This window comes from Pseudomonas sp. MF06569 (assembly GCF_059862735.1).
Genome location: NZ_JCBCUZ010000002.1, coordinates 15545 through 42103, shown reverse-complemented (window position 1 = coordinate 42103; position 26559 = coordinate 15545). Strand labels below are relative to the sequence as shown.

Below are 26559 nucleotides of genomic sequence, written 5' to 3'. Positions count from 1 at the left end.
TCTGACACGGCGACAGCCAAATCATTCACGTCTGTACCGCAGTTTTCATTCGGTCATAAAAACTCAAAAGTAATTCGCTATACCTTATACAGGCCCGCGCACAGACCCAAGTACGACTAAAAAAGGTTTTTTTCGACAGATATAACCCTGCCTGTCGGCCCGAGGATGGCCGCTGCCCTTCAAGCCTGATAAAATCGCGCGCCTTCGCAGACCGGCAACAGCCGGGCACCCTGCAAATGCTCTGACGCACTCTATGAGCACTTGCAAGCCTGCCCCCTGAACTCGGTCGATACCCCCGAATCCCCCCTAAAGGCCTGGATTATGAGCAAGCAACCATCCCTGAGCTACAAAGACGCCGGTGTAGACATCGACGCCGGTGAAGCATTGGTCGAACGCATCAAGAGCGTGGCCAAGCGCACTGCACGCCCGGAAGTGATGGGCGGCCTCGGCGGTTTTGGCGCCCTCTGCGAAATCCCGGCTGGCTACAAGCAGCCTGTTCTGGTTTCCGGCACTGACGGCGTTGGCACCAAGCTGCGCCTGGCACTGAACCTGAACAAGCACGACAGCATCGGTATCGACCTGGTTGCCATGTGCGTCAACGACCTGATCGTATGCGGCGCCGAGCCTCTGTTCTTCCTCGACTACTACGCCACCGGCAAGCTCAACGTAGAAACCGCGACCCAAGTGGTTACCGGTATCGGCGCTGGCTGCGAACTGTCGGGCTGCTCGCTGGTAGGCGGCGAAACCGCTGAAATGCCTGGCATGTACGAAGGCGAAGACTACGACCTGGCCGGCTTCTGCGTGGGTGTTGTCGAAAAATCCGAAATCATCGACGGCTCCAAGGTTGCTGCCGGCGACGCCCTGCTCGCCCTGCCGTCCTCGGGCCCGCACTCCAACGGCTACTCGCTGATCCGCAAGATCATCGAAGTGTCCGATGCCGACATCGAAAACATCCAGCTCGACGGCAAGCCGCTGACCGACCTGCTGATGGCGCCAACCCGCATCTACGTCAAGCCGTTGCTCAAGCTGATCAAGGAAACCGGCGTTGTCAAAGCCATGGCCCACATCACCGGTGGTGGCCTGCTCGACAACATCCCGCGCGTTCTGCCAAAAGGCGCCCAGGCCGTTGTTGACGTTGCCAGCTGGCAGCGCCCTGCTGTATTCGACTGGTTGCAAGAAAAAGGCAACGTGGACGAAAACGAAATGCACCGCGTGCTGAACTGCGGCGTTGGCATGGTGATCTGCGTGGCTCAGGCTGACGTTGAAACCGCGCTGAACGTACTGCGTGAAGCAGGCGAGCAACCTTGGGTCATCGGCCAGATCGCAACGGCCGCCGAAGGCGCTCCACAAGTTGAGCTGCAAAACCTCAAGGCGCACTAATGCCTGATACCTGTGATGTAGTGGTGCTGCTTTCCGGCACCGGCAGCAACTTGCAGGCCTTGATCGACAGCAATGACGTCAAGGACAGCCCGGCAAATATCCGCGCGGTCATCTCTAACCGCGCAGATGCCTACGGCTTGCAACGCGCCAAAGACGCGGGTATCGATACCCGCGTACTGGATCACAAAGCATTCGAGGGCCGCGAGGCCTTCGATGCTGCACTGATCAAGATCATCGACGAATTCAAACCGCAACTGGTGGTACTGGCCGGCTTCATGCGCATTCTCAGCGCAGATTTCGTGCGTCACTATCAGGGTCGTCTGCTCAACATCCACCCTTCGCTGCTGCCTAAATACAAAGGTTTGCACACGCATCAGCGCGCGCTGGAAGCAGGAGATCGCGAACACGGCTGTAGCGTTCACTTTGTGACCGAGGAACTCGACGGCGGCCCTCTGGTCGTACAGGCAGTGATACCGGTAGAGTCCGACGACTCTGCGCACGCTCTGGCGCAACGGGTCCACGCCCAGGAACACCGGATTTATCCGCTTGCAGTGCGCTGGTTTGCCGAAGGTCGCTTGTCTCTTGACGAGCAAGGCGCATTATTGGACGGTCAATTACTCGCGGCCAGCGGCCACTTGATACGAACCTAGGAGAATATATGCGTCGTGCCCTGCTTCTCGCCCTCAGCCTGCTGGCTATCCCAGCAGTGCAGGCGGCCGAACTCCAGCCTTTCAAGGCCAGCTACACCGCAGACTGGAAACAGCTGCCCATGAGCGGTTCCGCCGAGCGCAGCCTGACCAAGAGCGACAACGGTATCTGGACCTTGAACTTCAAGGCGTCGATGCTGGTGGCCAGCCTGAACGAGGAAAGCACCCTCAAGATCGATAAAAACACGCTGATCCCGCTGACCTACCACTTTGAACGTGGCGGCCTGGGCAAAGCGAAAAAGATTGATCTGGATTTCGACTGGGCGACCAAAATGGTCACCGGTACCGACCAGGGCGACGCAGTCAAAGTGCCGTTGCTGACTGGCATGCTCGACAAGTCCACCTATCAGCTCGCGCTTCAACGTGATGTAGAAGCCGGCAAAAAATCCATGAGCTACCAGGTAGTTGATGGTAACGACGTCGATACCTATGACTTTCGCGTGATCGGCCCTGAAGTGGTCGAAACCAAGGCTGGCAAGGTAGACGCAATCAAGGTTGAGCGCGTACGCGATCCAACGCAGAACAAGCGCATCACGGAAATGTGGTTCGCCAAGAACTGGGATTCGCTGCTGGTCAAACTGCGTCAGGTCGAAAAAGACGGCAAGGAATACAACATCATGCTGCTGGACGGCACGGTGAATGGCAAAACGGTCAAGGGCAACTAAACCGTAAGCGTCAAAAAACCTCGCTTCGGCGAGGTTTTTTTTGGCCCGCTGAACGATACAAACATGAAACTTTATTCATAAAACTTATGAGCAAAACCGTAAACACCCCGTATTACAAGGGCTCCAGGGATTTGCGATTTATAGCAACATGACAGCGCGACAATCAGCTATTTACTTAGGAAGCTAACAGATTCTATAAAGAAGTCCTGCGACGCCTTGCCGCAGGACCTCATCAGGATTTGGAGCAAGCAGATGACTATCAAAGTAACTGAGCGCGACGATTCACGTATGTTCCACCAGCTGGTAGCCCACGGTGTTCACCTGTGGGATGTGCATCAAGAAGACATTCTGGTTGGCATGTTCCACCGCGAAAGCGACGCTCACAGCTACAAGGCTGAGCTGGAAAAGCTGGAAGCGCAGAAACGCCAGGCCTGAACGACAGAGACTACAGACTTGAAAAACACAAACCCCGCCGAAGCGGGGTTTGTCGTGTATGCCCTGCTGCAAAACCCTGTGGGAGCGGGTGTTACCACATCAGGTCATCAGGGATCTGATAGGCCGCGTACGGATCATCTTCTTCCGGGGTTTTCGGCTCGACCAGAATGTTCAACTGCACAATCCGGCGCGGATCCCGCTCCTGGATCTTCAGCGCAGCCTCTCGCGGGATGACTTCGTAGCCGCCCTGATGCTGCACGATCGCCAAGGAGCCACTGGCCAGCTTGTTGCGCATCAACGTGTTGACCGACAGGCGCTTGACCTTTTTGTCGTCAACAAAGTTGTAGTAATCCTCGGTCGTCAGCTTGGGCAGACGCGACACTTCGATCAATTGCTTGATCTGGGCGGCGCGGGCCTTTTGCTCGACTTTCTCCTGTTGCTGACGGTTCAGCTCCTGGTCGCGCTTGACCTTCTCGGCCTTGGCTTCGGCAGCCAGACGCTGCTGGGTGTCGTCCAGCTCGATCTGACCCTTGTGGGCCAGACGCTGCTGCTTCTGCTTTTCTTTGCCGGCCTGCTTGGCCTGCTTCTCGTTGACCAGTCCGGCTTTGAGCAACTGGTCGCGTAGGGAAATGCTCATCTACTTACTCACTTAGGCAAACTCAGCCGCAGCTGGGCAAATTCTTTTCCTGACGCTTGGCTTCGCCCCACAGGGCGTCCAGGTCTTCAAGGGTGCAACTTTCAATGGGACGCAGGGTATCGCGCAATGCCTGCTCAATAAACCGGAAACGTCGATCAAATTTTGCATTGGCCCCACGCAAGGCGGTTTCAGGGTCCACTTTAAGATGGCGGGCCAGGTTGACCACCGAAAACAGCAGGTCTCCGATTTCATCATGGATGGCCGCCGAATCATTGTCGGCCATCGCTTCCAGCACTTCGTCCAGTTCTTCTCGGACCTTGTCCAGCACCGGCAATGCCGCTGGCCAGTCAAAGCCGACCTGAGCGGCACGCTTTTGCAATTTGGCGGCACGGGACAGGGCTGGCAGCGCCACCGGCACGTCATCCAGCAAGGAGAGCTGCTGGGGAACAGCGGACTTTTCTGCGCGCTCCTGCGCCTTGATTTCATCCCAGCGCAACTTGACCTGCTCTTCGCTAAGGCGCGGTATATCCAGCGGCGCATACAGGTCGCCCGTGGGGAACACGTGGGGATGTCGGCGGATCAGCTTGCGGGTGATGCTGTCGATCACCCCGGCAAATTCAAACCGGCCTTCTTCGCGGGCCAGCTGGCTGTAATAAACCACCTGGAACAGCAAGTCGCCGAGTTCACCTTGCAGGTGCTCAAAGTCGCCTTGCTCAATGGCATCTGCGACTTCGTAGGCTTCCTCAAGGGTGTAGGGCACGATGGTGGCCCAGGTTTGCTTGATGTCCCACGGACAGCCGTACTGCGGGTCACGCAGACGGGCCATGAGGTGTAGCAGGTCGTCGAGGTTGTACATCTGTAATCCTTTGGCCGAAACCTGTAGTCGCTGCCGCAGGCTGCGATGGGTTGCGTAGAGACCCCGCTTTACAAAGCGAAGGTCCTTCGGCCCTTATCGCAGCCTCGTACCTCGTCAGCGACTGCAGGTTATCTTGCTTCGCTACGTCCGATCCGACGGGTTTCGATGATGTTCGGCAGTTGCGAGATGCGTCCCAGCAAACGTCCCAACGCGTCCAGACCCGGGATCTCGATGGTCAAGGTCATCAACGCGGTGTTGTTTTCCTTGTTCGAGCGAGTATTGACCGCCAGCACGTTGATCCGCTCGTTGAGCAGAACCTGGGAGACGTCACGCAGCAGGCCCGAACGGTCGTAGGCACGAATCTCGATGTCGACAGGGTACGTCGAGACCGGGATCGGTCCCCAGTTGACCTGAATCATCCGCTCCGGCTCACGGCTGCCCAGTTGCAGTACCGAGGCGCAGTCCTGACGGTGAATGCTCACCCCGCGACCCTGGGTGATGTAACCGACAATCGCATCCCCCGGCAGCGGCTGGCAGCACCCGGCCATCTGGGTCAGCAGGTTGCCGACGCCTTCGATCTGGATGTCCCCGCGCTTGCCCGGCTTGTAGCCCGTGGCCTTGCGCGGAATTAGCTCCATCTGTTCGCTGCCGCGCTCCGGCTCGACCTGCTGCTGCGCCAGATTGATCAGTTGCGCCAGGCGCAAGTCACCGGCCCCGAGCGCCGCATACATGTCCTCGGCGGTTCTCATGTTGGCTTTGTCGGCGAGCTTCTCGTAGTCCACCGCTGGCAGGCCCAGGCGACCCAGCTCACGTTCGAGCATGGTTTTGCCGGCAGCCACGTTCTGATCGCGCGCTTGCAACTTGAACCAGTGAACGATCTTCGCCCGCGCCCGCGAGGTGGTGATGTAGCCCAGGTTCGGGTTCAGCCAGTCGCGGCTCGGCGTGCCGTGCTTGCTGGTGATGATCTCGACCTGTTCACCGGTTTGCAGGCTGTAGTTGAGCGGCACGATGCGCCCATTGATCTTGGCACCGCGGCAGTTATGGCCGATTTCGGTGTGCACCCGGTACGCAAAGTCCAGCGGTGTTGCGCCCTTGGGCAGGTCGATGGCATGACCGTCCGGCGTAAAGATGTACACCCGATCCGGCTCGATATCGACCCGCAGCTGATCGGCCAGACCACCGATATCACCCAGTTCTTCGTGCCATTCCAGTACCTGGCGCAGCCACGAGATTTTCTCTTCGTACTGGTTGGAACCTGCCTTGACGTCGGTGCCCTTATAACGCCAGTGCGCACACACCCCCAGCTCGGCCTCTTCGTGCATGGCGTGGGTGCGGATCTGCACCTCCAGCACCTTGCCTTCAGGTCCGATCACGGCAGTGTGCAGCGAGCGGTAGCCGTTTTCCTTGGGGTTGGCGATGTAATCGTCGAACTCTTTGGGAATGTGCCGCCACAGGGTGTGGACAATCCCCAGCGCGGTATAGCAGTCGCGCATTTCCGGGACCAGTACCCGTACCGCACGCACGTCATAGATCTGGCTGAAGGCAAGGCCCTTGCGCTGCATTTTTCGCCAGATGGAATAGATGTGCTTGGCCCGGCCGCTGATATCGGCATCAACGCCGGTGGCCACCAGCTCGGTACGCAGCTGGTTCATCACATCACTGATAAAGCGCTCGCGATCGAGGCGGCGTTCATGCAGCAAGGTGGCAATCTGTTTGTACTGCTCGGGCTCCAGGTAGCGGAAGGACAAGTCCTCCAGCTCCCACTTGATATGACCGATACCCAGGCGGTGCGCCAATGGCGCATAAATATCGAATACCTCACGGGCGACGCGGTTGCGCTTCTCGTCCGGGGCATTTTTGACAGCACGAATCGCGCAGGTACGTTCGGCCAGTTTGATCAGTGCAACGCGCACGTCATCAACCATCGCGACCAGCATCTTGCGCAGGTTTTCGACCTGGCCCTGGGTACCCAGAACCATGGATTGGCGGGGGCTGAGGCTGGCGCTGATGGCCGCCATGCGCAGCACGCCATCAATCAGCTTGGCCACCACCGGACCGAAGCGCTGGCTGACAGCAGGCAACAAGACCTGCCCTTCGCGCACGCAGCGATAGAGAATCGCGGCAACCAGAGAGTCTTGATCCAGTTTCAGATCGGCCAGTATTTCGGCGATTTCCAACCCTGTGCGAAAGCTCGACGTACCCTCGGTCCACAGGTTTTTCGCCGCGTTGGCTTGCTGCTCCGCCTCGCGCGCAAACTCGCACGCTTCTTTCAAGGCTTCACGGTCCAGCGCCACATCGACACTCACCGCATGATCGAGCCATGCCTCGAGGTTGAGACTGCCGTCGGTGTTGATCGGCTGGTGTGCTCTGACCTGTACCATCTTGCTTACCTTCCCTACAGCGCAGATTCAATGCGCCGAAATCACAGGCCCTAATCCCAACCGCGCGCTACAGGGCATCACTGCGCGGGTTGCGGGCCCGTCGAAATAGACAGACCGTCCTAGTCTGCTTCAAATAACGCCATCGCCTCGACATGCGCTGTTTGCGGAAACATGTCGAGGATTGCGGCACGTTTTAACCGGTAACCCTGTTTCATCAATTCAACTGTATCCCGTGCCAGCGTGGCCGGGTTACACGACACATACACCAAACGCCTGGCTCCCAGGCCAGACAGCTTGCGTACCACTTCATAGGCGCCGTCACGGGGCGGGTCGAGCAGCACGGCACAAAACCCATCCTTGGCCCAGGCTGCATCCACCAGCGGCTGCGACAAGTCAGCCTGAAAAAACACTGCATTTTGCAGGTTATTACTGACCGCGTTTTGCGCTGCGCGTTCGACCATGGTCGCAACACCTTCAACTGCCACCACTTCGCGGACTTTTTGCGCCAGTGGTAACGCGAAGTTACCCAGCCCACAGAACAAGTCAAGAATCCGTTCGTCAGCTTGTGGAGCAAGCCACTTTATTGCTTGAGCCACCATGGCTTCATTGACGCCAGCATTGACCTGGACAAAATCACCGGGACGATACGCCAGCTCCAGGTCCCACTGTTCCAAACGGTAGCCCAGGGTCCGGGTCAAATCGACCGGTTGAGGTTCACCTTCACCATGCAGCCACAACTGGGCATCATGGGTGAGGCAGAAATCCTGCAGGATTTTCATGTCCCCATCGTTGAGCGGCGCCATGTGACGCAGCAACACCGCAATTGCCGAACCGCTGAACAACTCGACATGGCCAAGGGCCTTGGGATTGCTCAACTGACGCAACATGGCGGGCAGCCCCGTCATGATAGGTTGCAAAGCCTGTACCAGGACCAAACAGTGATCAATGGCGACGATATCCTGACTACCGGCCGCCCGAAAACCTACGTCCAGACGCTTGGCCCGCGCATCCCAGCGCACGGCAATGCGTGCACGGCGGCGATAGCCAAATTCTGGACCTGCGAGGGGCGCCGCCCACTCTTCAGGTTCGACACCGGCCACACGGGACAGTTGCTCGGTCAACATGCGCTGTTTCAGTGCAAGCTGCTCCTCATGGGGCAAATGCTGCACGCTGCAACCGCCACACTTGCCCGCGTGGGCACAGGGCGCCACGCGGCGGATGTCGCTGGCCTTGAACACACGCTCGGTACGGGCTTCAACGATTTTGCCGTGAGCGCCCAGCACCCGGGCTTCAACTTCTTCACCGGCCAGGGCTCCCGACACAAACCAGGTACGCCCTTCAATAAAGGCAATACCCCGGCCGTCGTTGGCCAAACGCTCGATGTTCAAACGCTGTTTCTTGCCCGTAGGCACTTGCGGGGCCTTGGTGCCGCCAGCAGGCTGGAAGCGCAGGCCTCTCTCTTGCTTAGCCATCAGTTGGGCGCATCGTAAATGCCGGTCGACAAGTAACGGTCGCCGCGGTCACAAATGATCGCGACCATCACCGCGTTTTCGACTTCCTGATTCAAGCGCAACATGGCAGCTACCGCCCCGCCCGAGGACACGCCACAGAAAATGCCTTCTTCACGGGCCAGGCGACGGGTGACGTCTTCGGCTTCGCGCTGGGCCATGTCGACGATGCGGTCAACGCGGTCAGCCTGGTAAATTTTCGGCAGGTACTCGGTCGGCCAGCGACGGATACCCGGAATGGCGGCGCCTTCCATCGGCTGCAAACCGACGATCTGCACGCCCGGGTTCTGCTCCTTGAGGTAGCGCGACACACCCATGATGGTACCGGTGGTGCCCATCGAACTGATGAAGTGAGTGATCGTACCGTTGGTCTGGCGCCAAATCTCAGGACCGGTGCCGGTGTAATGAGCCTCGGGATTGTCACCGTTGGCGAACTGATCGAGCACCTTGCCCAGGCCTTGGGCCTGCATCTTGTCAGCCAGGTCGCGGGCGCCTTCCATGCCCTCTTCCTGAGAGACCAGAATCAGCTCGGCGCCATAGGCAGTCATGGCCGCCTTGCGTTCGGCGCTGGAGTTGTCGGGCATGATCAGGATCATCTTGTAGCCCTTGATCGCAGCGGCCATCGCCAGTGCAATACCGGTATTGCCCGAGGTGGCTTCGATCAGGGTATCGCCAGCCTGGATCTGGCCGCGCGCTTCGGCACGGGCAATCATCGACAGAGCCGGACGGTCCTTGACCGAGCCTGCAGGGTTATTCCCTTCGAGCTTGAGCAACAAGGTGTTGGTGGAGTTTCCAGCCAGGCGCTGCAAGCGCACCAGAGGAGTGTTGCCGACGCAATCGGCGATAGTTGGGTACTGCAATGTCATGGCGTATTCGCAATCCAGACCGCGGGGCCGCACATCATACCGACAAACACCGATAGCCCATATCACGCAAAGTGCGGTGCTTATGGCTAAAGGCTATAAGCCAGGGTTTGAGGCACACTCGAACCCGTAGCAACTGACGAGCAGCGCGAGGCTGCGTCCGGTTGCGCAGTCTATTTGGCTGGTAAGCGGATATGCACCCGCAATCCACCCCCGTGGTTCTCGGCCCACAAGCTGCCGCCCTGTAACCGCAGGGCATTGCGCGCAATGCTCAGGCCCAGACCGAAGCCCCCGTCGCCAGGCCTTGAACCGTCCAGCCGGGTAAAAGGCGCGAAAATCCGTTCAAGCTCTTCAGGCGCCACACCCCCACCCTGGTCGTCGAGCCATAGATGCCATTCGTCGCCTTCACGGTGCCCGCTCAGGCTGACAACGCCATCGGGCGGCGAGTGGCGAATGGCATTACGCAGAATGTTCTCCAGCGCCTGGGCCAGGCTATTGAGGTGCCCGCGCACCCAGCAATGCTCATCCACCAGGCAAGGCAACCGTGATTGCGGCCAGCCGCTTTCAAAGCGGGCGTTTTCGGTGAGCATCTCCCACAACGCCTGTACCTGGATGTCTTCCACCGGCAACGGCCAGCGCTCGGCATCCAGCCAGGCCAGCTGCAGGGTGTCCTCGACCAGCCGCTGCATGCCATCCACTTCCCGGCTCAAGCGTTCGCGCAAGGCCTCGACCCCCTGTTCGCTGTCGCACGCCACCCGCAGGCGGCTCAAGGGAGTGCGCAGTTCATGGGACAAGTCACGGAGCAATTGCTGTTGTTGCAAGACCGTGCTTTGCAGGCGCTCGGACATTTGGTCGAAGGCCCGGGCCAGTTCACCCAGTTCGTCCTGACGGCCGGTAGTCTGTCTCGACAGGCGGGCACCCAGTTGATCGGCACGCCAGGCGTTGGCCTGCTCGCGCAAATGATTCAACGGCACGATCAGCACGCGGTAAAGGCCCACGCACAACAGCAAGGTCAGCAAACCCGGAATTACGCCATTGGTGACAATGCGCCAGATCACCTGCGAGCGCCCCGGCATAAAACGTTGCGGCAGTTCGATCACCAGGCTGCCCGCAGCAGGATCCTTGGGAAATGGCACCTTGATCCACGGTCGCGCCGTCTTGATATGGCTAATGGGCCAGTCCAGGCCACGCAGAAAGGTCAGTCGCTCAGTCTCGCGATCGTTCAGCGGATAGCTGCTCAGTGATTGTAAATCCTGCCCGATCACCCCGACCCAGCCGGGCTCCCTGCTGCCCATTGCTTGCAGCCATTGGTCGACAGCCGTTTGCTGCCCGGTCTCCCAGGCGCGCTCGGCCTCACCGGCGTAGCGCACCAGCGTCCCGTGGGCCTGCTCGGAGAGAAAACCGGTGCGTTTGTCCATGTAGCGGCCCCAGGACCAACTGAGCCAGATCATCAGTAAACAGAACACCACCAGCAAACAGGCCAGCTTCCAGAAGACAGAGTTCTTGCCGGGCACTTTACAGGGCATCGCTGGCGCTCAAGACATAACCCTTGCCCCACACCGTGCGCACTTCGCGCTGGTGGTAGCCGACCGTTTTGAGTTTTCGCCGGATCTGGCTGATATGCATGTCCAGGCTTCTGTCATGGGCCGCATAGCCCCGTTGCAGCACCTGCTGATAGAGAAAGGCCTTGCTCAACACCTCATCGGCATTGCGCTGCAGGGTATCGAGCAAACGGAACTCGCTGCGGGTCAACCCCGCCCATTGTTCGCCATGACGCACGTCACACGTGTCTTCGTCGAACAGCAACCCGCTCTCGGCAGGTGCGGGGTCCTGCGCCAGGCGGGCATCCGGCATGCGGTCCAGGGCCACGCGGCGCAGGATGGCCTGGATCCGCACCCGCAGCTCGGCCATGCTGAATGGCTTGGGCAAGTAATCATCGGCCCCCAGCTGGAACCCGCTGATTCGGTCAGCCTCGGCGCCCAGTGCGGACATCAGGATCACCGGCAAGGCGTGGGTCTGGCGCAATTGCGTGAGCACCTGCAAACCATTCATGCCGGGTAACAAGATATCCATCAAGACAACATCAAAGTGCTCTTGCCGGGCACGGGCCAAACCCTCCTGGCCGTTCTGACACCAGATCACGTCAAACCCGCAGCGCTCTAACTGCTCGTGCAGGTAGGCACCCAGGACGGGGTCATCTTCAATGGTCAGAAGGCGTGAAGGGCTAACAGCTACGGGATTCATTAGCGTCTGCAAGTAATTCTCAATCATTGATTATTCAAGATTGAGCCACTACGGGCAACCGGCATGGGCTTTAGCGGCGCCGATAATCGGAAATTGATGGCAAATTTTCAAAGATTTGCCAGGCACCATGTGGCTACACTGCGTTCTGGCCTGGGCGGGATGCGCGGGTCACTCTTAAAAATGCAGGGCTGGAGAGTTGCGTGCTTAAAAACCTCGGTATCAAAGGCCGCGTATTGCTGCTTACGCTGTTGCCCGTCAGCTTGATGGCAACCGTACTGGGTGGCTACTTCACCTGGCTGCAACAGTCCGAGCTGCAATCGCAGCTATTGCAGCGCGGAGAAATGATCGCCGAACAACTCGCCCCGCTGGTGGCCCCCGCAATGGGCCGCCATGACACCGCGCTGCTGGCGCGGATCGCCACCGAATCCCTTGAGCAACAGGATGTGCGGGCCGTAGCGTTCCTCAACGCCAACCACGAACCCCTCGCCCACGCCGGGCCGATCATGCTCAACCAGGCTCCCCTGGGCAGCAGCACCCAGCTGCAACAACGAACTGACAACGATGCCACCCGTTATTTACTGCCGGTGTTTGGCCGCCATCGCAATCTGGCCGGTGATGTGATTCCCAACGAGGCCCACCGCCTGCTGGGCTGGGTCGAGCTTGAGCTCTCCCACAACGGCATGCTGCTGCGCAGCTACCGCAACCTGTTTGCCAGCTTGCTGCTGATTGTTACCGGTCTGGTGCTGACCACCCTGCTGGCGCTGCGCATGAGCCGTACGATCAATGCCCCACTGGGCCAAATCAAGCAGGCCGTGGCGCAACTCAAGGACGGACATCTGGAAACCCGCTTGCCGCCATTGGGCAGCCACGAACTGGACGAACTGGCCTCGGGCATCAATCGCATGGCCGAAACCCTGCACAATGCCCAGGAAGAGCTGCAACACAGCGTCGATCAAGCCACTGAAGATGTGCGCCAAAACCTCGAAACCATTGAGATTCAGAACCTGGAACTCGACCTGGCCCGCAAGGAAGCCCTGGAAGCCAGCCGGATAAAGTCAGAGTTTCTGGCCAACATGAGCCACGAAATCCGCACCCCGCTCAATGGCATTCTCGGCTTTACCCACTTGCTTCAGAAAAGCGAGCTGACCCCACGCCAGTTCGACTACCTGAACACCATCGAAAAATCGGCCGACAACCTGCTCGGCATCATCAACGAGATTCTCGACTTTTCGAAAATCGAGGCCGGCAAGCTGGTGCTCGACAATATCCCGTTCAATCTGCGCGATCTGTTGCAGGACACCCTGACCATCCTCGGGCCTTCGGCCCATGACAAAGGGCTGGAGCTGGTCAGCCTGGTGTACCGCGACACACCGCTGTCACTGGTTGGGGACCCGCTGCGACTCAAGCAAATCCTCACCAACCTGGTCAACAACGCCATCAAGTTCACCCGCGAAGGCACCATTGCCGTGCGCGCCATGCTGGAAGACCAGGATGAAAACGAAACCGATGGCAGCGTACAACTGCGCATCAGCGTGCAGGACACCGGCATCGGCCTGACGTCCCAGGATATCCGGGCCCTGTTTCAGGCCTTCAGCCAGGCGGACAACTCGTTGTCACGCCAACCCGGGGGCACCGGACTGGGGCTGGTGATTTCCAAACGGCTGGTGGAACAGATGGGCGGCGAAATCGGTGTAGAAAGCACCCCCGGCGAAGGCTCGGTGTTCTGGATCAGTGTCAAACTGCCCAAAGCCCGCGATGACGTCGAGGACCTGCCCTGCGCCCCTTTGCTGGGCCGTCGCGTAGCGATTCTGGAAAAACACGACCTGGCCCGCCAGGCCCTGCACCATCAGCTGGAAGACTGCGGGCTGGATGTCACGCCGTGTACCACCCTTGAGAATCTCACCAACTGCGTGACCGGCGCCCATCAGACCTCTCAGGCCATAGATCTGGCAGTCCTCGGGGTCACGGCCAACGACACGCCACCCGAGCGCCTCAACCAGCACATCTGGGACCTTGAGCACATGGGCTGCAAGGTCTTGGTACTGTGCCCGACCACCGAGCAGGGGCTGTTCAATACCGTGGTGGCCAACCCCCACGGCCAGTTGCAGGCCAAACCTGCCTGTACCCGTAAATTGCGCCGGGCCCTGGCTGACCTGATCAGCCCGCGGCAAACCCGTGCCGAACCCGGAGAGCCGCTGGCCAGCCGCGCACCGCGACTGCTGTGTGTCGATGACAACCCGGCCAATCTGCTGCTGGTGCAAACCCTGCTGGAGGGCATGGGCGCCAAAGTGACAGCCGTGGACAGCGGCTATGCCGCTATTGAAGCGGTCAAGACCGAAGACTTTGATCTGGTGCTGATGGATGTACAGATGCCCGGCATGGACGGGCGCGAAACCACCGAAGTGCTGCGCCAGTGGGAAAGCGAGCGCCACTGCACTGCGCTGCCGATTGTGGCGCTCACAGCCCACGCAATGGCCAACGAAAAACGCGCCCTGCTACAGAGCGGGATGGACGACTACCTCACCAAGCCGATCAGCGAGCGTCAATTGGCGCAGGTGGTGTTGAAGTGGACGGGGCTGGCCTTGCGCAATCAAATCAGTGACAACCACCACGAACCCGTTCGGCAAAACGCACAATTACCCGTACTCGACCATGAGGAAGGCCTGCGTCTGGCGGCGGGCAAGGCTGACCTGGCCGTCGACATGCTGGCCATGCTGCTGGCCTCGCTGGAGTCTGATCGCGAAGCCATCCAGCAGGCGCGCAACGCCAAGGACAACAACGGGTTGATCGAACGAGTCCACCGTTTGCACGGGGCCACGCGTTACTGCGGCGTTCCGCAATTGCGTGCCGCCTGCCAGCGCAGCGAAACCCTGCTCAAGCAAACAAGCCCCAACGCCGACGCAGCGCTCGACGAACTGGACCGGGCCATTGTCCGCCTGGCCAAAGAAGCACGCAGTGCTGCATAACGCCAAGAAAACTGTAGCCGCTGACGAGGTACGAGGCTGCGATGGGCTGCGAAGCGGCCCCGGCTTTTGAAGGCCCTGCGGTCCTTATCGCAGCCTCGTACCTCGTCAGCGACTACACAGTTCAGGCTCACCCACCAAGGAAGACCCATGCGCACGATTCTTTTCAGCAGCCAGACCTACGACCGCGACAGTTTCACCGCAGCCGAACAACCTGACGGCAACGAGCTGCACTTCCAGCCAGCGCGCCTGACCCTGGACACTGCAGCGCTGGCCCATGACTACGAAGTGGTCTGCCCGTTTATCAATGACGACCTGAGCGCCCCGGTCCTGGAGCAACTGGCCGCCGGCCGCACGCGGCTTATTGCCCTGCGTTCGGCCGGTTACAACCATGTGGACCTGCCAGCCGCCAAACGCCTGGGCTTGAGCGTGGTGCGCGTGCCTGCGTACTCCCCCCATGCCGTCGCCGAACATGCCGTGGCCTTGATTCTGGCGCTCAACCGGCGTTTGCACCGCGCCTACAACCGCACCCGCGAAGGCGACTTCACCCTGCACGGGCTGACCGGTTTTGATCTGGTAGGAAAAACCGTCGGCGTGGTGGGCACCGGTCAGATCGGCGCCACGTTCGGCAAAATCATGGCCGGTTTCGGCTGCAAGCTGCTGTGCTTCGACCCGTACCCAAACGCCGAGCTGCTGGCCCTGGGCGCGCAGTATGTAAGCCTCCCCGAGCTGCTGGCCGGCTCGCACATCATCTCCCTGCACTGCCCGCTGACCTCGGACAACAAGCACCTGATCAACAGCGCCAGCCTGGCGACCCTCAAACACGGCGCCATGCTGATCAACACCGGGCGCGGCGCACTGGTCGATACTCCGGCACTGATCGAAGCGCTGAAAAATGGCCAACTGGGCTATTTAGGGCTGGATGTTTATGAAGAAGAGGCCCAGCTGTTCTTCGAAGACCGCTCCGACCTGCCCCTTCAGGATGACGTGCTGGCGCGGCTGCTGACCTTTCCCAATGTGATCATCACCGCCCACCAGGCGTTTCTGACCCGTGAAGCCCTGAGTGCGATCGCTTCCACGACATTGAGCAATATCGCGGCCTGGAAAAACGGTGCACCGCACAACCTGATTGAAGGTTGATCTTGGGCTTTGATGCCTGCGTGCTAGCATAGCGACTTATTTGGAGGACCCATGGTCGAACACGATTTTCGCTACAGCCTGCTTAACCCGCAGCACACCCTGATTGAATGCCGCGCCCTGGCGCCAGGCCTGTATCAAGTCACCGGCAACGGTGGCTCGATTCAAGCCGGCGACGTGCTGATTGTGTCCCTCAAGGGCAGCAAGAGCCTGTCCATGCGCCTGTCCGTCGACAAGGTCCGTCATCTGATCAACCCCCGCGGCCAGTGGGTTGCCGTCACCAAAGGGCCGGTTTTCGGCGAATTGGCGATTCATGAATGGCAGGTCAACTGCGACACGTGCGCCAAAGAGTTGAAGTTCGAGTTCGCAGTCGACGCCAAACTCGGCACCAAGGCGCAAAAACCTGCTGCCTCGGCGCGTATTGCGGAGCTTGGCTGGAGCACTGAAGGCAGCAAGCACGTGTGCCCGGAATGCCAAAAGGCTGCGCCATGAAACACCTGGCCCTGCTGGCATTGCTGGGCGCAAGCCTGGTCGGCTGCGCAGGTGATCCGGTCAAGTTGCAGCAGAACCACACCTACGTACTGGAGTGGATCGGCGAACGACCGTTGATCGACAACAGCCACCTGACCGTAACCCTGGACGATGCTGGCCGGGCCTATGGCAGTGGCGGTTGCAATCATTGGTTCGCGCCTTACACCCTGGACGGCAACACGCTGACCTTTGGTGGCGTGGGCAGCACCCGCAAAGCCTGTGCCCCGGCACTGATGGAGCAGGAGCAGCGATTCTTCGAGGCCCTGCAAACCGTACAGAGCTGGGACATCTCGCCGATTGAACAGGTGCGGTTCTGGCCAGCTGAAGGCAAACCGTTGCGGTTGTGGCCTGAAGAAGGCTGAAAAACTGCGGCACCTGAATCGCGAGCAAGCCCGCTCCCACAGCATTTGTACCCTGCCTGTGGGAGCGGGCTTGCTCACGATGGCCTTGACTCAAGCCCCCTTGAGTTCCTTGATCTTGGCCAGCACACCGGCCGCCGTCTGCTCGCCCATCAATGTCGCACGCACCTTGCCCTTGTCATCGATGATGTACGTCACCGGCAATGCCTCGCTGCGGGGCAGATCGAACACTTCTGCCGGATCCTGAGCCAGCACGGTAAACGTAATACCCAGCGCGGTACTCGCTTCGCTCAGCTCCTTGCCCTGCAAACCATCGAAGTTGACCCCGAACACCCCCACGGATTGCCCCTGCAGCTGTTTTTCCAGGGTGTTGAGCTCAGGAATCTCGATCCGGCAGGGTCCGCACCATTCAGCCCAGTAGTTGATGACCTTCCATTGTTTGTCCAGACGCTCCGACGCGATCTTCTGTCCGTGCTGATCGACCCCATAATCATTTCCGCAGCCGGCCAACAATAACGTGGCCGTGACGGCAGCTACTGCCATGAGTCGCTTTAACATGTGTTGATCCTTCTCGCTAAATACATACTAAAAGCCATCAGCGAGCGGCCATTTACCGCATACGGTTCAGGCGCGCCCGTCAGGCGGGTAGAATAGCCGCCACCTTACGCAAGATGCGACCCGCACATGACCGATCTGACGCTTTATCACAACCCGCGCTGCTCGAAATCCCGCGGTGCGCTCGAACTCCTCGAAGCCCGAGGCCTGACGCCCACCGTGGTGCGCTACCTCGACACGCCACTGGACGCCTCCCAACTTCGCGACCTGTTGGCCAAGCTGAACATCGGCGCACGCCAACTGTTGCGCAGCGGCGAAGACGAGTACAAGGCCCTCAACCTGGCAGATGCCAGCCTCAGCGAGGCACAGTTGATCGACGCGATGGCTGCCCATCCCAAGCTGATCGAACGGCCGGTCCTGGTCGTGGGCGACAAGGCCGTCATTGGCCGCCCTCCTGAAAAAGTCCTGGAGATCCTGCCGTGAGCGCGTCTTATATTCTGGTTCTGTATTACAGCCGCAATGGTTCGACCGGCGAAATGGCCCGGCAAATCGCCCGCGGTATCGAACAAGGCGGCCTTGAGGCGCGCTTGCGCACCGTACCCGCCATCTCCACCGAATGTGAAGCCGTGGCCCCGGGCATTCCGGAAGAAGGCGCCCTGTACGCCAGCCTCGACGACCTGAAAAACTGCTCGGGACTGGCCCTGGGTAGCCCGACCCGTTTCGGCAACATGGCTGCACCGCTGAAATACTTTCTGGATGGCACCAGCAACCTGTGGCTGACCGGCGCACTGGTCGGCAAGCCGGCGGGCGTGTTCACCTCCACCGCCAGCCTGCACGGTGGCCAGGAAAGCACCCTGCTGTCGATGCTCCTGCCGCTGATGCATCACGGCATGCTGGTCACCGGCCTGCCCTACAGCGAGTCGTCTTTGCTGCACACCACGGCTGGCGGCACGCCCTATGGCCCGAGTCACCATGCGGGCGCCGACGGCAAGCGCGGGCTGGATGAACACGAAATCACCCTGTGCCGTGCCCTGGGTCAGCGCTTGGCCACTATCGCCTTGAAACTGGAGACCACCCGTGGCTAAAAAGCCAAAAGTGCTGCCGCCCGTCGAGTGGCTGGAGCCGCGAGTGCGGCTGATGCGCGTCTTGAGCCTGGTGTGTTTCTTTGGCCTGATCGGCTTGCTCTGCGCTTATTACCTGATCTTCGCTGACCTGCATGGCGCGCGTCCGTGGGTGATTCTGCTGATCGAGTTGGTGCCACTGATGTTTCTGGTACCGGGCATGCTCAAAGGCAGCCCGCGCGGGCATTCGTTCACCTGCTACGTGGTCAACCTGTACCTGATCAAGGGGGCGTTGGCGGCGTTCGATCCGAATCGCCAGGTGTTCGGCCTGCTAGAAATTGCCGCCAGTGTGGCCGTGTTCATCAGCGCGATGCTGTTTGTGCGCTGGCGTTACCAGCTGGACCGGCGACTGAGTGGTGAAGGCGCGTAAGAGCGTGTGGGAGCGGGCTTGCTCGCGATGCAGTCGACTCGGCTTGTCAGGCAAATCGAGGCGCTGCCATCGCGGGCAAGCCTCGCTCCCAGAGGTTTTATGCCGCTCGCAAAACCTGCTTAATGATTCACCGTAAACGCCAGCATCTGAGACAGTTGGCACATCGGCCGGCCACTTTCGGCATGCCACTGGTTGAATGCATTTTGCACAATCGCCAGGTCCCGCAGGCTGGTAGGCGCCTTGTCCACCAGCTTCTGCGCGTTCAGCGCAGCCACCACGTCATAGCTGGGCACAAAGGTGTCCTTGCCAACCATGCGCAAGAAGCGTGGAGCCGACAAACCGCCCAACTGATGCCCATGCTTGGCCAGGTATTTCCACAACCCGACGATATCGGTCACTGGCCACTGGGCGATAAACGCGCCAAAACTGCCGTGTTCGTGTGCGATATCGAGCACCATCTGCGCATTGCGCGGCACACTTTTAAGCTTGCCCAGATGGCGAATGATCCGCGCATCCTGCATCAACCGCTCCAGATGTTCGGCGCCCATCAGCACCACTTTTTCCGGGTCAAAACCAAAGAACACTTCTTCAAACACCGGCCACTTGGCATCCACCACACTGTGCTTGAGCCCGGCACGAAAAACCCGCAGGGCCAGGGTCGACAGGTAGCGATCATCGCTGATCTGGCGCAATTGTTCCGGGGTTCTCGGAACGGGCAATTGGGCTTCCAGTGCGGCTGACGAACCAAAACGGTTCAAACAATATTCGTGCAGCCATTTGTAGTCGCGCATGCCCTCTCCTCGGCAAATTACAGGTTTAGCAGGTTAACGAATCGCGACGCGGCCGTGTCGTCGATCTTCAGACTCGCGAAATCAAAGAGATTACGATCTGCCAACTGCGACAGGTTCACGTTCTGCAAGCTGCGAAAGATACTCTCGGTGCGCCCCGGCGTCTTGCGGTCCCACTCCTGGAGCATGTCCTTGACGACCTGGCGTTGCAGGTTTTCCTGGGAACCGCACAGGTTACAAGGAATGATCGGGAACTTCTGCCAGTCTGAGTAGGCCTGGATGTCCTTCTCGTTGCAGTACGCCAGGGGCCGGATCACCACGTTACGCCCGTCATCGGAGCGCAGCTTGGGCGGCATCGCCTTCAGGGTGCCGTTGAAGAACATGTTCAGGAAAAAGGTTTCAACGATGTCATCACGATGATGCCCCAAGGCCATCTTGGTCGCACCGATTTGATCGGCAAAGGTGTACAGAGTGCCACGGCGCAAGCGCGAGCACAGCGAACAGGTGGTCTTGCCTTCGGGGATCAGTTCCTTGACCAGCGAGTACGTGTCTTTTTCAACAATGTGGTACTCCACGCCCAGGGACTTGAGATAGGCCGGAAGCACGTCTTCGGGGAAACCGGGCTGCTTTTGGTCCATGTTCACGGCCACGATCTGGAACTGGATGGGCGCGACTTTTTGCAGGTGCAGCAGCACATCGAGCAGCGTGTAACTGTCTTTGCCCCCAGAGAGACAGACCATCACCTTGTCACCGTGCTCAATCATGTTGAAGTCGGCTACAGCCTCACCGGTCAATCGACGCAGACGTTTCTGGAGTTTGTTTTGAAAGACCGAAAGAGTGCTCATAGCGCTTCGATTCCGCGAGTCGAGACCAAAACCGGGGATTTTACCCAAAAAAACCCGGCCGACGAACCCCTTTGCCCGCCTAAAGACTCCAATGCGATAAGCCTGAGTCTGACAGCACAATATGCTCTAAAGGGCCGGTTCTGTGGGACGACAGGTTCCCTATACTGGTGCTTAAGGCCGCACTCCCACCGCTTAGATACGTATTGGCTGCGCGACCGGCACGCGTCCCGCTGGGGGCGATGCGTCTCATACAGGAGCGAAAGCCATGATCCATCACGTTGTGGGCCTTTTCACCCACCCCGATAAAGAGTGGCGCGAAATCCGTGGCGATGCAGAAGAAAGCATCGGCCATATGTACCTCACTCACACATTGATTCTGGCTGCGATCCCGGCCATTTCCGCATTTATTGGTACCACTCAGGTGGGCTGGGTTATCGGTGCTCGCGCGCCGGTGATGCTGACCCTGGACAGCGCGTTGTGGATGACCCTGATGTCCTACGTCGCAATGCTTGCGGGCGTGGGTGTGATGGGCGCGTTTGTTCACTGGATGGCCCGCACTTACGATGCACAACCCAGCCTGCCGCGCTGCGTGGCCTTTGCCACCTACACGGCGACACCGTTGTTTATCGGGGGGCTGGCGGCACTTTATCCGCACATGTGGCTGGGCATGATGGTGGGCACTGCAGCCATTTGCTACACCGTGTATTTACTCTACGTGGGCCTGCCGACCTTCATGAACATTGACCCCGACGAAGGCTTTCTGTTTTCAAGTTCGGTACTGGCGGTCGGCCTGGTGGTACTGGTGGCGATCATGGCGTTTACCGTGATTGTCTGGGGGCTGGGCGTAGGGCCGGTCTACACCAACTAGATGGCGCACGCAGGCTGCGATAAGGGCCGCAGGACCTTAAAGAACGGGTCGCTACGCAACCCATCGCAGCCTGCGGCAGCGACTACACCGTTTGCCGCATGACCACTCGGCGCCTCGACACTTCGGAACCCCCACCGCTTGCGGCATAATCGCCTGCTCTGGAGAACCGAACCGCATGCCCGAGTCACTCAATACCCGCGTCGAAGACTGTTTCCAACAGGCCGAAGTATTTTTCAAACGCCCTTTTAAACGCCCCGTCGTCAGCTTCAAGCTGCGCGGACAAAAAGCCGGTGTCGCCCATCTGCACGAAAACCTGCTGCGCTTCAACCCACAGTTGTACCGCGAAAACAGCGAAGATTTCCTCAAGCAAACTGTCCCCCACGAAGTCGCCCACTTGATCGCCCACCAACTGTTTGGCGACCGCATCGCCCCCCATGGCGAAGAATGGCAATTAATCATGCGCGGGGTGTACGAACTGCCGCCCAATCGCTGCCATACCTACGCCATCAAGCGGCGCAGCGCCACGCGCTACATCTACCGCTGCCCTTGTCCACAGAGCGACTTTGCGTTCTCGGCCCAGCGCCATGCCCTGGTCAACCAGGGGCGCGGTTACCTGTGCAGACGCTGCCGCCAGACACTGGTCTTCAGCGGCCAAACCCGGGTCGAATAAGCAGGCATAAAAAAACCCATCCGAAGATGGGTTTTTTATTCACTCAAGCTTACTTGAGCAACACCGGGGCCGGGCCTTCAGCCACACCCAGGTCGTCTTGCGGACGCGTGTCGTCCAGCGGGCGACCGCCAGAGTTCAGCTCTGCCTGCAGCTTGTCAGTGTCCAGCTCTTTCACCCACTTGGCCACAACCAGGGTTGCCACCGCGTTACCGATCAGGTTGGTCAAGGCACGGGCTTCGGACATGAAGCGGTCGATGCCCAGGATCAGCGCCAGACCAGCAACCGGCAAGTGACCTACAGCCGACAGGGTTGCCGCCAGTACGATAAAGCCACTACCGGTCACGCCTGCAGCACCTTTGGACGACAGCAACAGCACCAGCAGCAGCGTGATCTGGTGCGTGATGTCCATATGAGTGTCTGTCGCTTGAGCGATAAACACGGCCGCCATGGTCAGGTAGATCGAAGTGCCGTCGAGGTTGAACGAGTAGCCGGTCGGGATCACCAGACCTACCACGGACTTCTGCGCGCCCAGACGCTCCATTTTCACCAGCATCCGTGGCAGGGCCGATTCCGACGAGGACGTACCCAGTACGATCAGCAGCTCTTCACGGATGTAGCGGATCAGCTTCAGAACGCTGAAACCGTGAGCGCGGGCAATACCGCCCAGCACGATCAGCACGAACAGCACGCAAGTGATGTAGAAGCAGATCATCAACTGACCCAGCTGAACCAGCGAGCCTACGCCGTAAGCGCCGATGGTGAAGGCCATCGCACCCAGCGCACCGATTGGCGCCAGCTTCATGATCATGTTGATGATATTGAACATCACGTGGGCGAAGCGGTCGATGAAGTCCAGTACCGGCTTGCCGTAGGCACCCAGGCGATGCAGGGCGAAACCGAAGATCACCGAGAACATCAGCACTTGCAGGATGTCGCCATTGGCGAAGGCGCCAACAATGGTCGACGGGATCACGTTGAGGATAAAGCCTACGATGCTCTGGTCTGCGCCTGCCGACACGTAACCGGCAATTTTGCTGGCGTCCAGGGTCGACACGTCAATGTGCATGCCCGCGCCAGGCTGAACCACGTTGACCACAATCAGGCCAATCAGCAGGGCAATGGTCGACACCACTTCAAAGTAGAGCAACGCATAGCCGCCGGTCTTGCCGACCGACTTCATGCTTTGCATGCCGGCAATACCGCTCACCACCGTACAGAAAATAATGGGCGCGATGACCATTTTGATCAGTTTGATAAAACCATCACCCAGCGGTTTAAGTGCAACACCGGTTTCAGGGTAGAAATGGCCCAGCAAGATGCCGATAGCGATCGCTAAGATCACTTGCACATACAGGGATTTGTACAGTGGCTGACGAGTCGTCATTGCAAAGTTCCTCAAGTGCATCACTCAGTCATCATTCCGTCTGAGACTGGCGATACCCAAAGCGCGAACCCTCCTTCTTGGAGGGATTTGTTGTTGGAGCTGCTCTACCGGCAGACCTCTCGCACTTATTGCAAGCCGTGGGCCACATTGGGCAAAAGCCCCTCAAAGGCCCATAGCACCTGCCCCTGCAGGAAATTGCGGTTTGATATTCAAGGAAAGGACTTGGCGGGATTCCGCCCATTGGGCGTCTTGAGGCGCAGGAGGTGGCGGATATCCGCCTGATTGTCTGTATCCGAAATCTCGTGGGAGCGGGCTTGCTCGCGATGCAGGCTACCCGGTTTGTCTGAATGACCGTGGAGATGCCATCGCGAGCAAGTTCGCACCCACATGGGTTTCACTCGGTCGGAAAATGAATCCGGAAAGCCGCCCCGCCCAGTGACGAGTCTTCGAGCGTCAGGGTGGCGTCATAGCTTTCTATGATGTCCTTGACTACAGCCAGCCCGATGCCCTGCCCCGCATGTTGACGGTCCAGGCGCTCGCCGCGTTGCAGGATCCGCGCGCGTTGATCGGGCGGCACCCCCGGGCCATCGTCTTCAACGCAGACCTCAATACCGTGAACATTGCGGTGCAGGCTGATCCGTACCTGGCTCAGACACAGCCGGTAGGCGTTTTCCAGCAGATTGCCCAGCAACTCCAGCAAGGCGTTCTGCTCGATCGGTACATGGCTCAGCTCCGGAATGTCGAAACTGACCTTCACCCCTTTATCCCGATACACCTTGCCCAGCGTGTCACACAGGCTGCGCACCACCGGCAGCAGTTCGACCTGATGGCGGACCAGGCCGCTTTTGCGCAAACTGGCACGCTGCAACTGATAGCCAATTTGCTGGTTCATGCGCTCGATCTGGCTTTGCAGCACCCAGGCCTGCTCGCGCTCAGCAGGGCGCTGGGCCATGCTTTCACTCACACCCTGCAATACCGCCAAGGGGGTTTTCAGGCTGTGGGCCAGGTCATCGAGCGAGTCGCGATAACGCGTACGCTGCTCGCGCTCGCTTTGCAGCAAACGGTTCAACGAGCCGGTCAGACGCAGCAACTCCCGAGGGTGCTGCTCGCTGAGGCTTTCCCGTTCGCCGGTTTCAATTTCATCCAGTTCCTGACTCAAACGTCGCAAGGCGCGTAACCCCCACGTCAGACCAATCCATAGCAATGCCAGCAGCACAATCAATGCTGCGCCAAACCCCAGATAAAGGTTTTCGCGCAAGCCTGCCAACGTCAGGTTGTATTCACGCATCGGTTGCAAGGCAACAAAGCTGAAGGCTGCACTCTTGCCGCCGAGTAACTTCACCTCGGCGTCGTAGACAAAAAATTCTTCGCCATTGTCTTCGCGAATGCTCGCAAATTCGTTGCCTCGCCCGTCATAGCGCGGTTTGTAGTTGATGGTTTCTTCTTGCGTTGCCCGCGAGCGCCACACCAGGTGCCCCTCGCGGTCATAGACATAGCCGAGAACGCGACTGTCCGGCAGGTCAAACTGCTCATCCGGTAACAGGACGGGCATTTTGAGATGGTTTTTTTCGACCTTGGCAGCCGAAATCAACGTGGTGACATCAGACGCCAAACGCTGCTCTATGGCGTCCTTGAGGGCCAGACTGAACGCCCCCTGCATGGCCGGTAACAGCGCCAGCATAAACAACACGGCCAACAACGTGGCCGCCAACATCAATCGAACGCGTAGCGAACGAATCATCGACAGCGCTCAGTGAACAGGTACCCCAGGCCACGTACGGTATCGATCGGTTTAAAGCCATTTGCCCCCTCAAGCTTGCGACGAAGGCGCCCTACCAGCACCTCGATCACATTCGGATCACGCTCCTCGTCATCCGGGTACAACTGTTCCATCAAGCGGTCCTTGGCCACCACTTGCTGGTGATGGCGCATCAGGTACTCCAGAATGCGGTACTCATAGGCCGTCAGCGCCAGCGGCTCATCATCGAGCAGTGCCTGCTTGCGGTTGATGTCCAGCACCAGCGCACCTGCCACGATAGTCGACTGGGTAAAGCCACAGGAGCGACGCAGCAAAGCATTGAGCCGTGCTTCCAGCTCTTCGAACTGAAACGGCTTGACCACATAATCGTCGGCGCCGGCAGCCAGCCCTTCGACCTTGTCCTGCCAGTTGCCGCGAGCCGTCAGAATCAGGATCGGGAACGTCTTGCCCCGTGCGCGCAACTGGCGAATCAGCTCCAGCCCGCTCATTCCCGGCAAGCCCAGATCAATCATGGCCAAGTCATGATTGAACTGTTCGCTCTGATACAACGCCTCTTCGGCATTGGCAACGGCCTCGACCACATGGCCGTTTTCGCTCAGTCGGGTTTGCAAGTGATGGCGCAGTAACGCCTCATCTTCAACCACCAACAATTTCATCGCGCTCTCCCAAGCAAAATCCGCGTCTCGAAGGACGTGTGTCCCTGACTACACACAGTATGTCGTGCGCCCTGAACATACTCTGAACAATTGCACAGCCGTACCAAGCCCCGCACAATGCCTGCCATGAACCGACTCCCCGCCTTGCCTGCCTGCTGCACGCCGCTGCGCGCTGACTGGCCGTTGCCGCACATACTGCCCGCCAGTGTGTGGCTCAGCACCGACTTTATCCCTGCACAGCTTGAAGACGACGATTTTGCCCGCAGTGCCATTGAGATGCCTGCGAGTATTCAACGCTCAGTGGCCAAACGCCAAGCTGAATTTCTGGCCGGGCGTCTTTGCGCCCGCGCAGCCCTGTTGCAACTGGATGGCACCTGCGCCACGCCCGGCATGGGTGAAGACCGCGCGCCCATTTGGCCGGCCCATATCAGTGGCGCCATCACCCACAGCAATGGCCGTGCCGGGGCACTGGTGGCCCTGAAAAGTGAATGGCAGGGGCTGGGCATCGATCTGGAAAAACTGCTCACTACCGAGCGCGCCCAGCGCCTGGCCAAGGAAATCCTTACCCCCGATGAGCTTTTACGCATGGCCAGCGTGCCAGCAGAGCAGATTGCGCTGCTGATCACGCTGACGTTTTCAGTCAAGGAAAGCCTGTTCAAGGCGTTGTACCCGCTGGTGCAAAAGCGCTTCTACTTTGAACACGCTGAGGTGCTGAATTGGACACCAGAGGGCCTGGTGCGCCTGCGCCTGCTCACCGACTTGTCACCCGAATGGCAACAGGGCCGTGAGCTGGACGCACAATTTTGCCTGTTTGAAGGGCAGTTGCTGACGGTGGTGGCCATCAGAGGGGGCACGCCCCCTGTCGCCTGACTGCAGC

The 26559-nt window shown here is 59.3% G+C and carries 27 protein-coding genes; 14 read left to right on the top strand and 13 right to left on the bottom strand.

Annotated elements, in window-relative coordinates; translation table 11 throughout:
- The first annotated feature begins 321 nt into the window (after positions 1 to 321).
- The 4 genes from purM to AC19YQ_RS02510 all read left to right on the top strand — a co-directional run bounded on the left by purM (position 322) and on the right by AC19YQ_RS02510 (position 3187).
- Positions 322 to 1380, top strand: coding sequence for a phosphoribosylformylglycinamidine cyclo-ligase (gene purM, locus AC19YQ_RS02525; protein ID WP_500594514.1), 1059 nt, complete (start codon positions 322 to 324; stop codon positions 1378 to 1380).
- Positions 1380 to 2030: a phosphoribosylglycinamide formyltransferase gene (gene purN / locus AC19YQ_RS02520; protein WP_339473789.1), complete on the top strand. Its 651-nt coding sequence runs from the start codon at positions 1380 to 1382 to the stop codon at positions 2028 to 2030. Before purM ends, purN begins: the two co-directional genes overlap by 1 nt.
- 8 nt (positions 2031 to 2038) lie before the next feature.
- On the top strand, positions 2039 to 2752 hold the full coding sequence (locus AC19YQ_RS02515; RefSeq protein ID WP_133075750.1) for a DUF3108 domain-containing protein: 714 nt from the start codon (positions 2039 to 2041) through the stop codon (positions 2750 to 2752).
- A gap of 252 nt (positions 2753 to 3004) precedes the next feature.
- Entirely contained in the window at positions 3005 to 3187 is a 183-nt protein-coding gene (locus tag AC19YQ_RS02510) for a hypothetical protein (protein WP_016779856.1), read from the top strand.
- A 91-nt stretch (positions 3188 to 3278) separates the two neighbouring features.
- Here AC19YQ_RS02510 and AC19YQ_RS02505 read toward each other — a convergent pair whose 3' ends face one another.
- From AC19YQ_RS02505 to AC19YQ_RS02475, 7 genes are all read right to left on the bottom strand, one after another.
- Positions 3279 to 3824 carry a DUF2058 domain-containing protein gene (locus AC19YQ_RS02505; RefSeq protein WP_463866799.1) on the bottom strand — a complete coding sequence of 182 codons (546 nt, stop codon included), beginning with the start codon at positions 3822 to 3824 and terminating at the stop codon, positions 3279 to 3281.
- A 22-nt stretch (positions 3825 to 3846) separates the two neighbouring features.
- Positions 3847 to 4680: a nucleoside triphosphate pyrophosphohydrolase gene (gene mazG, locus AC19YQ_RS02500; RefSeq protein WP_500594513.1), complete on the bottom strand. Its 834-nt coding sequence runs from the start codon at positions 4678 to 4680 to the stop codon at positions 3847 to 3849.
- Positions 4681 to 4808: 128 nt separating this feature from the next.
- Positions 4809 to 7061 (bottom strand): GTP diphosphokinase, encoded by a 2253-nt coding sequence (relA, locus tag AC19YQ_RS02495; RefSeq protein WP_339473786.1) that lies wholly within the window; start codon positions 7059 to 7061, stop codon positions 4809 to 4811.
- A 119-nt stretch (positions 7062 to 7180) separates the two neighbouring features.
- Complete coding sequence (gene rlmD / locus AC19YQ_RS02490) at positions 7181 to 8533, bottom strand: 23S rRNA (uracil(1939)-C(5))-methyltransferase RlmD (protein ID WP_500594512.1); 1353 nt, start codon at positions 8531 to 8533, stop codon at positions 7181 to 7183.
- A complete protein-coding gene (gene cysM, locus AC19YQ_RS02485; protein WP_133075754.1) occupies positions 8533 to 9435 on the bottom strand; it encodes a cysteine synthase CysM in 903 nt (300 codons plus the stop codon). The genes rlmD and cysM overlap by 1 nt, the downstream gene beginning before the upstream one ends.
- Positions 9436 to 9605: 170 nt before the next feature.
- Positions 9606 to 10958, bottom strand: coding sequence for a histidine kinase sensor domain-containing protein (locus AC19YQ_RS02480; protein ID WP_500594511.1), 1353 nt, complete (start codon positions 10956 to 10958; stop codon positions 9606 to 9608).
- Entirely contained in the window at positions 10948 to 11676 is a 729-nt protein-coding gene (locus AC19YQ_RS02475; protein WP_500594510.1) for a response regulator transcription factor, read from the bottom strand. The genes AC19YQ_RS02480 and AC19YQ_RS02475 overlap by 11 nt, the downstream gene beginning before the upstream one ends.
- A 200-nt stretch (positions 11677 to 11876) precedes the next feature.
- Here AC19YQ_RS02475 and AC19YQ_RS02470 point away from each other — a divergent pair, with 200 nt between their 5' ends.
- From AC19YQ_RS02470 to AC19YQ_RS02455, 4 genes are all read left to right on the top strand, one after another.
- A complete protein-coding gene (locus tag AC19YQ_RS02470; RefSeq protein ID WP_500594509.1) occupies positions 11877 to 14642 on the top strand; it encodes a response regulator in 2766 nt (921 codons plus the stop codon).
- 147 nt (positions 14643 to 14789) lie between these two features.
- Positions 14790 to 15779, top strand: a complete 990-nt coding sequence (locus tag AC19YQ_RS02465; RefSeq protein ID WP_133075758.1) for a 2-hydroxyacid dehydrogenase — start codon at positions 14790 to 14792, stop codon at positions 15777 to 15779.
- Between the two features lie 51 nt (positions 15780 to 15830).
- Positions 15831 to 16268: a hypothetical protein gene (locus tag AC19YQ_RS02460; RefSeq protein WP_500594508.1), complete on the top strand. Its 438-nt coding sequence runs from the start codon at positions 15831 to 15833 to the stop codon at positions 16266 to 16268.
- Positions 16265 to 16669, top strand: a complete 405-nt coding sequence (locus AC19YQ_RS02455) for an META domain-containing protein (protein ID WP_133075760.1) — start codon at positions 16265 to 16267, stop codon at positions 16667 to 16669. Before AC19YQ_RS02460 ends, AC19YQ_RS02455 begins: the two co-directional genes overlap by 4 nt.
- A gap of 90 nt (positions 16670 to 16759) precedes the next feature.
- Here the strand turns inward: AC19YQ_RS02455 and AC19YQ_RS02450 are convergent, their stop codons facing one another.
- Positions 16760 to 17224 carry a TlpA disulfide reductase family protein gene (locus AC19YQ_RS02450; RefSeq protein ID WP_133075761.1) on the bottom strand — a complete coding sequence of 155 codons (465 nt, stop codon included), beginning with the start codon at positions 17222 to 17224 and terminating at the stop codon, positions 16760 to 16762.
- A gap of 126 nt (positions 17225 to 17350) precedes the next feature.
- Here AC19YQ_RS02450 and arsC point away from each other — a divergent pair, with 126 nt between their 5' ends.
- From arsC to AC19YQ_RS02435, 3 genes are read left to right on the top strand one after another with little or no spacing between them, the layout of a single operon-like run.
- A complete protein-coding gene (arsC, locus tag AC19YQ_RS02445; protein ID WP_133075762.1) occupies positions 17351 to 17704 on the top strand; it encodes an arsenate reductase (glutaredoxin) in 354 nt (117 codons plus the stop codon).
- Positions 17701 to 18306 (top strand): NAD(P)H:quinone oxidoreductase, encoded by a 606-nt coding sequence (gene wrbA / locus AC19YQ_RS02440; RefSeq protein WP_500594507.1) that lies wholly within the window; start codon positions 17701 to 17703, stop codon positions 18304 to 18306. Before arsC ends, wrbA begins: the two co-directional genes overlap by 4 nt.
- Positions 18299 to 18712 (top strand): DUF2069 domain-containing protein, encoded by a 414-nt coding sequence (locus AC19YQ_RS02435; RefSeq protein WP_500594506.1) that lies wholly within the window; start codon positions 18299 to 18301, stop codon positions 18710 to 18712. The genes wrbA and AC19YQ_RS02435 overlap by 8 nt, the downstream gene beginning before the upstream one ends.
- A gap of 119 nt (positions 18713 to 18831) precedes the next feature.
- Here AC19YQ_RS02435 and AC19YQ_RS02430 read toward each other — a convergent pair whose 3' ends face one another.
- On the bottom strand, positions 18832 to 19503 hold the full coding sequence (locus AC19YQ_RS02430; RefSeq protein WP_219260742.1) for a DNA-3-methyladenine glycosylase I: 672 nt from the start codon (positions 19501 to 19503) through the stop codon (positions 18832 to 18834).
- A 17-nt stretch (positions 19504 to 19520) separates the two neighbouring features.
- Entirely contained in the window at positions 19521 to 20345 is an 825-nt protein-coding gene (ttcA, locus tag AC19YQ_RS02425; RefSeq protein ID WP_133075766.1) for a tRNA 2-thiocytidine(32) synthetase TtcA, read from the bottom strand.
- Positions 20346 to 20610: 265 nt separating this feature from the next.
- Between ttcA and AC19YQ_RS02420 the strand changes: the two genes are divergently transcribed.
- Positions 20611 to 21213, top strand: coding sequence for a Yip1 family protein (locus AC19YQ_RS02420; protein ID WP_019827754.1), 603 nt, complete (start codon positions 20611 to 20613; stop codon positions 21211 to 21213).
- Between the two features lie 175 nt (positions 21214 to 21388).
- On the top strand, positions 21389 to 21883 hold the full coding sequence (locus AC19YQ_RS02415) for a SprT family zinc-dependent metalloprotease (RefSeq protein ID WP_339473772.1): 495 nt from the start codon (positions 21389 to 21391) through the stop codon (positions 21881 to 21883).
- Positions 21884 to 21932: 49 nt separating this feature from the next.
- Here the strand turns inward: AC19YQ_RS02415 and AC19YQ_RS02410 are convergent, their stop codons facing one another.
- The 3 genes from AC19YQ_RS02410 to AC19YQ_RS02400 form a co-directional block, all read right to left on the bottom strand.
- On the bottom strand, positions 21933 to 23267 hold the full coding sequence (locus tag AC19YQ_RS02410) for a dicarboxylate/amino acid:cation symporter (protein WP_019827758.1): 1335 nt from the start codon (positions 23265 to 23267) through the stop codon (positions 21933 to 21935).
- Between the two features lie 394 nt (positions 23268 to 23661).
- Positions 23662 to 25008, bottom strand: coding sequence for an ATP-binding protein (locus AC19YQ_RS02405; protein WP_500594505.1), 1347 nt, complete (start codon positions 25006 to 25008; stop codon positions 23662 to 23664).
- Entirely contained in the window at positions 25005 to 25682 is a 678-nt protein-coding gene (locus tag AC19YQ_RS02400; protein WP_019827760.1) for a response regulator, read from the bottom strand. Before AC19YQ_RS02400 ends, AC19YQ_RS02405 begins: the two co-directional genes overlap by 4 nt.
- Positions 25683 to 25808: 126 nt before the next feature.
- Between AC19YQ_RS02400 and AC19YQ_RS02395 the strand changes: the two genes are divergently transcribed.
- Positions 25809 to 26552, top strand: a complete 744-nt coding sequence (locus tag AC19YQ_RS02395) for a 4'-phosphopantetheinyl transferase family protein (RefSeq protein ID WP_339473768.1) — start codon at positions 25809 to 25811, stop codon at positions 26550 to 26552.
- Positions 26553 to 26559: the final 7 nt, after the last annotated feature.

Excerpts from the sequence above, each read along its gene's own strand:
- purM (WP_500594514.1), top strand. The coding sequence starts at position 322 with ATGAGCAAGCAACCATCCCTGAGCTACAAAGACGCCGGTGTAGACATC.
- purN (WP_339473789.1), top strand. The coding sequence starts at position 1,380 with ATGCCTGATACCTGTGATGTAGTGGTGCTGCTTTCCGGCACCGGCAGC.
- AC19YQ_RS02515 (WP_133075750.1), top strand. The coding sequence starts at position 2,039 with ATGCGTCGTGCCCTGCTTCTCGCCCTCAGCCTGCTGGCTATCCCAGCA.
- AC19YQ_RS02510 (WP_016779856.1), top strand. The coding sequence starts at position 3,005 with ATGACTATCAAAGTAACTGAGCGCGACGATTCACGTATGTTCCACCAG.
- AC19YQ_RS02505 (WP_463866799.1), bottom strand. The coding sequence starts at position 3,824 with ATGAGCATTTCCCTACGCGACCAGTTGCTCAAAGCCGGACTGGTCAAC.
- mazG (WP_500594513.1), bottom strand. The coding sequence starts at position 4,680 with ATGTACAACCTCGACGACCTGCTACACCTCATGGCCCGTCTGCGTGAC.
- relA (WP_339473786.1), bottom strand. The coding sequence starts at position 7,061 with ATGGTACAGGTCAGAGCACACCAGCCGATCAACACCGACGGCAGTCTC.
- rlmD (WP_500594512.1), bottom strand. The coding sequence starts at position 8,533 with ATGGCTAAGCAAGAGAGAGGCCTGCGCTTCCAGCCTGCTGGCGGCACC.
- cysM (WP_133075754.1), bottom strand. The coding sequence starts at position 9,435 with ATGACATTGCAGTACCCAACTATCGCCGATTGCGTCGGCAACACTCCT.
- AC19YQ_RS02480 (WP_500594511.1), bottom strand. The coding sequence starts at position 10,958 with ATGCCCTGTAAAGTGCCCGGCAAGAACTCTGTCTTCTGGAAGCTGGCC.
- AC19YQ_RS02475 (WP_500594510.1), bottom strand. The coding sequence starts at position 11,676 with ATGAATCCCGTAGCTGTTAGCCCTTCACGCCTTCTGACCATTGAAGAT.
- AC19YQ_RS02465 (WP_133075758.1), top strand. The coding sequence starts at position 14,790 with ATGCGCACGATTCTTTTCAGCAGCCAGACCTACGACCGCGACAGTTTC.
- AC19YQ_RS02460 (WP_500594508.1), top strand. The coding sequence starts at position 15,831 with ATGGTCGAACACGATTTTCGCTACAGCCTGCTTAACCCGCAGCACACC.
- AC19YQ_RS02455 (WP_133075760.1), top strand. The coding sequence starts at position 16,265 with ATGAAACACCTGGCCCTGCTGGCATTGCTGGGCGCAAGCCTGGTCGGC.
- AC19YQ_RS02450 (WP_133075761.1), bottom strand. The coding sequence starts at position 17,224 with ATGTTAAAGCGACTCATGGCAGTAGCTGCCGTCACGGCCACGTTATTG.
- arsC (WP_133075762.1), top strand. The coding sequence starts at position 17,351 with ATGACCGATCTGACGCTTTATCACAACCCGCGCTGCTCGAAATCCCGC.
- AC19YQ_RS02430 (WP_219260742.1), bottom strand. The coding sequence starts at position 19,503 with ATGCGCGACTACAAATGGCTGCACGAATATTGTTTGAACCGTTTTGGT.
- ttcA (WP_133075766.1), bottom strand. The coding sequence starts at position 20,345 with ATGAGCACTCTTTCGGTCTTTCAAAACAAACTCCAGAAACGTCTGCGT.
- AC19YQ_RS02420 (WP_019827754.1), top strand. The coding sequence starts at position 20,611 with ATGATCCATCACGTTGTGGGCCTTTTCACCCACCCCGATAAAGAGTGG.
- AC19YQ_RS02415 (WP_339473772.1), top strand. The coding sequence starts at position 21,389 with ATGCCCGAGTCACTCAATACCCGCGTCGAAGACTGTTTCCAACAGGCC.
- AC19YQ_RS02410 (WP_019827758.1), bottom strand. The coding sequence starts at position 23,267 with ATGACGACTCGTCAGCCACTGTACAAATCCCTGTATGTGCAAGTGATC.
- AC19YQ_RS02405 (WP_500594505.1), bottom strand. The coding sequence starts at position 25,008 with ATGATTCGTTCGCTACGCGTTCGATTGATGTTGGCGGCCACGTTGTTG.
- AC19YQ_RS02400 (WP_019827760.1), bottom strand. The coding sequence starts at position 25,682 with ATGAAATTGTTGGTGGTTGAAGATGAGGCGTTACTGCGCCATCACTTG.
- AC19YQ_RS02395 (WP_339473768.1), top strand. The coding sequence starts at position 25,809 with ATGAACCGACTCCCCGCCTTGCCTGCCTGCTGCACGCCGCTGCGCGCT.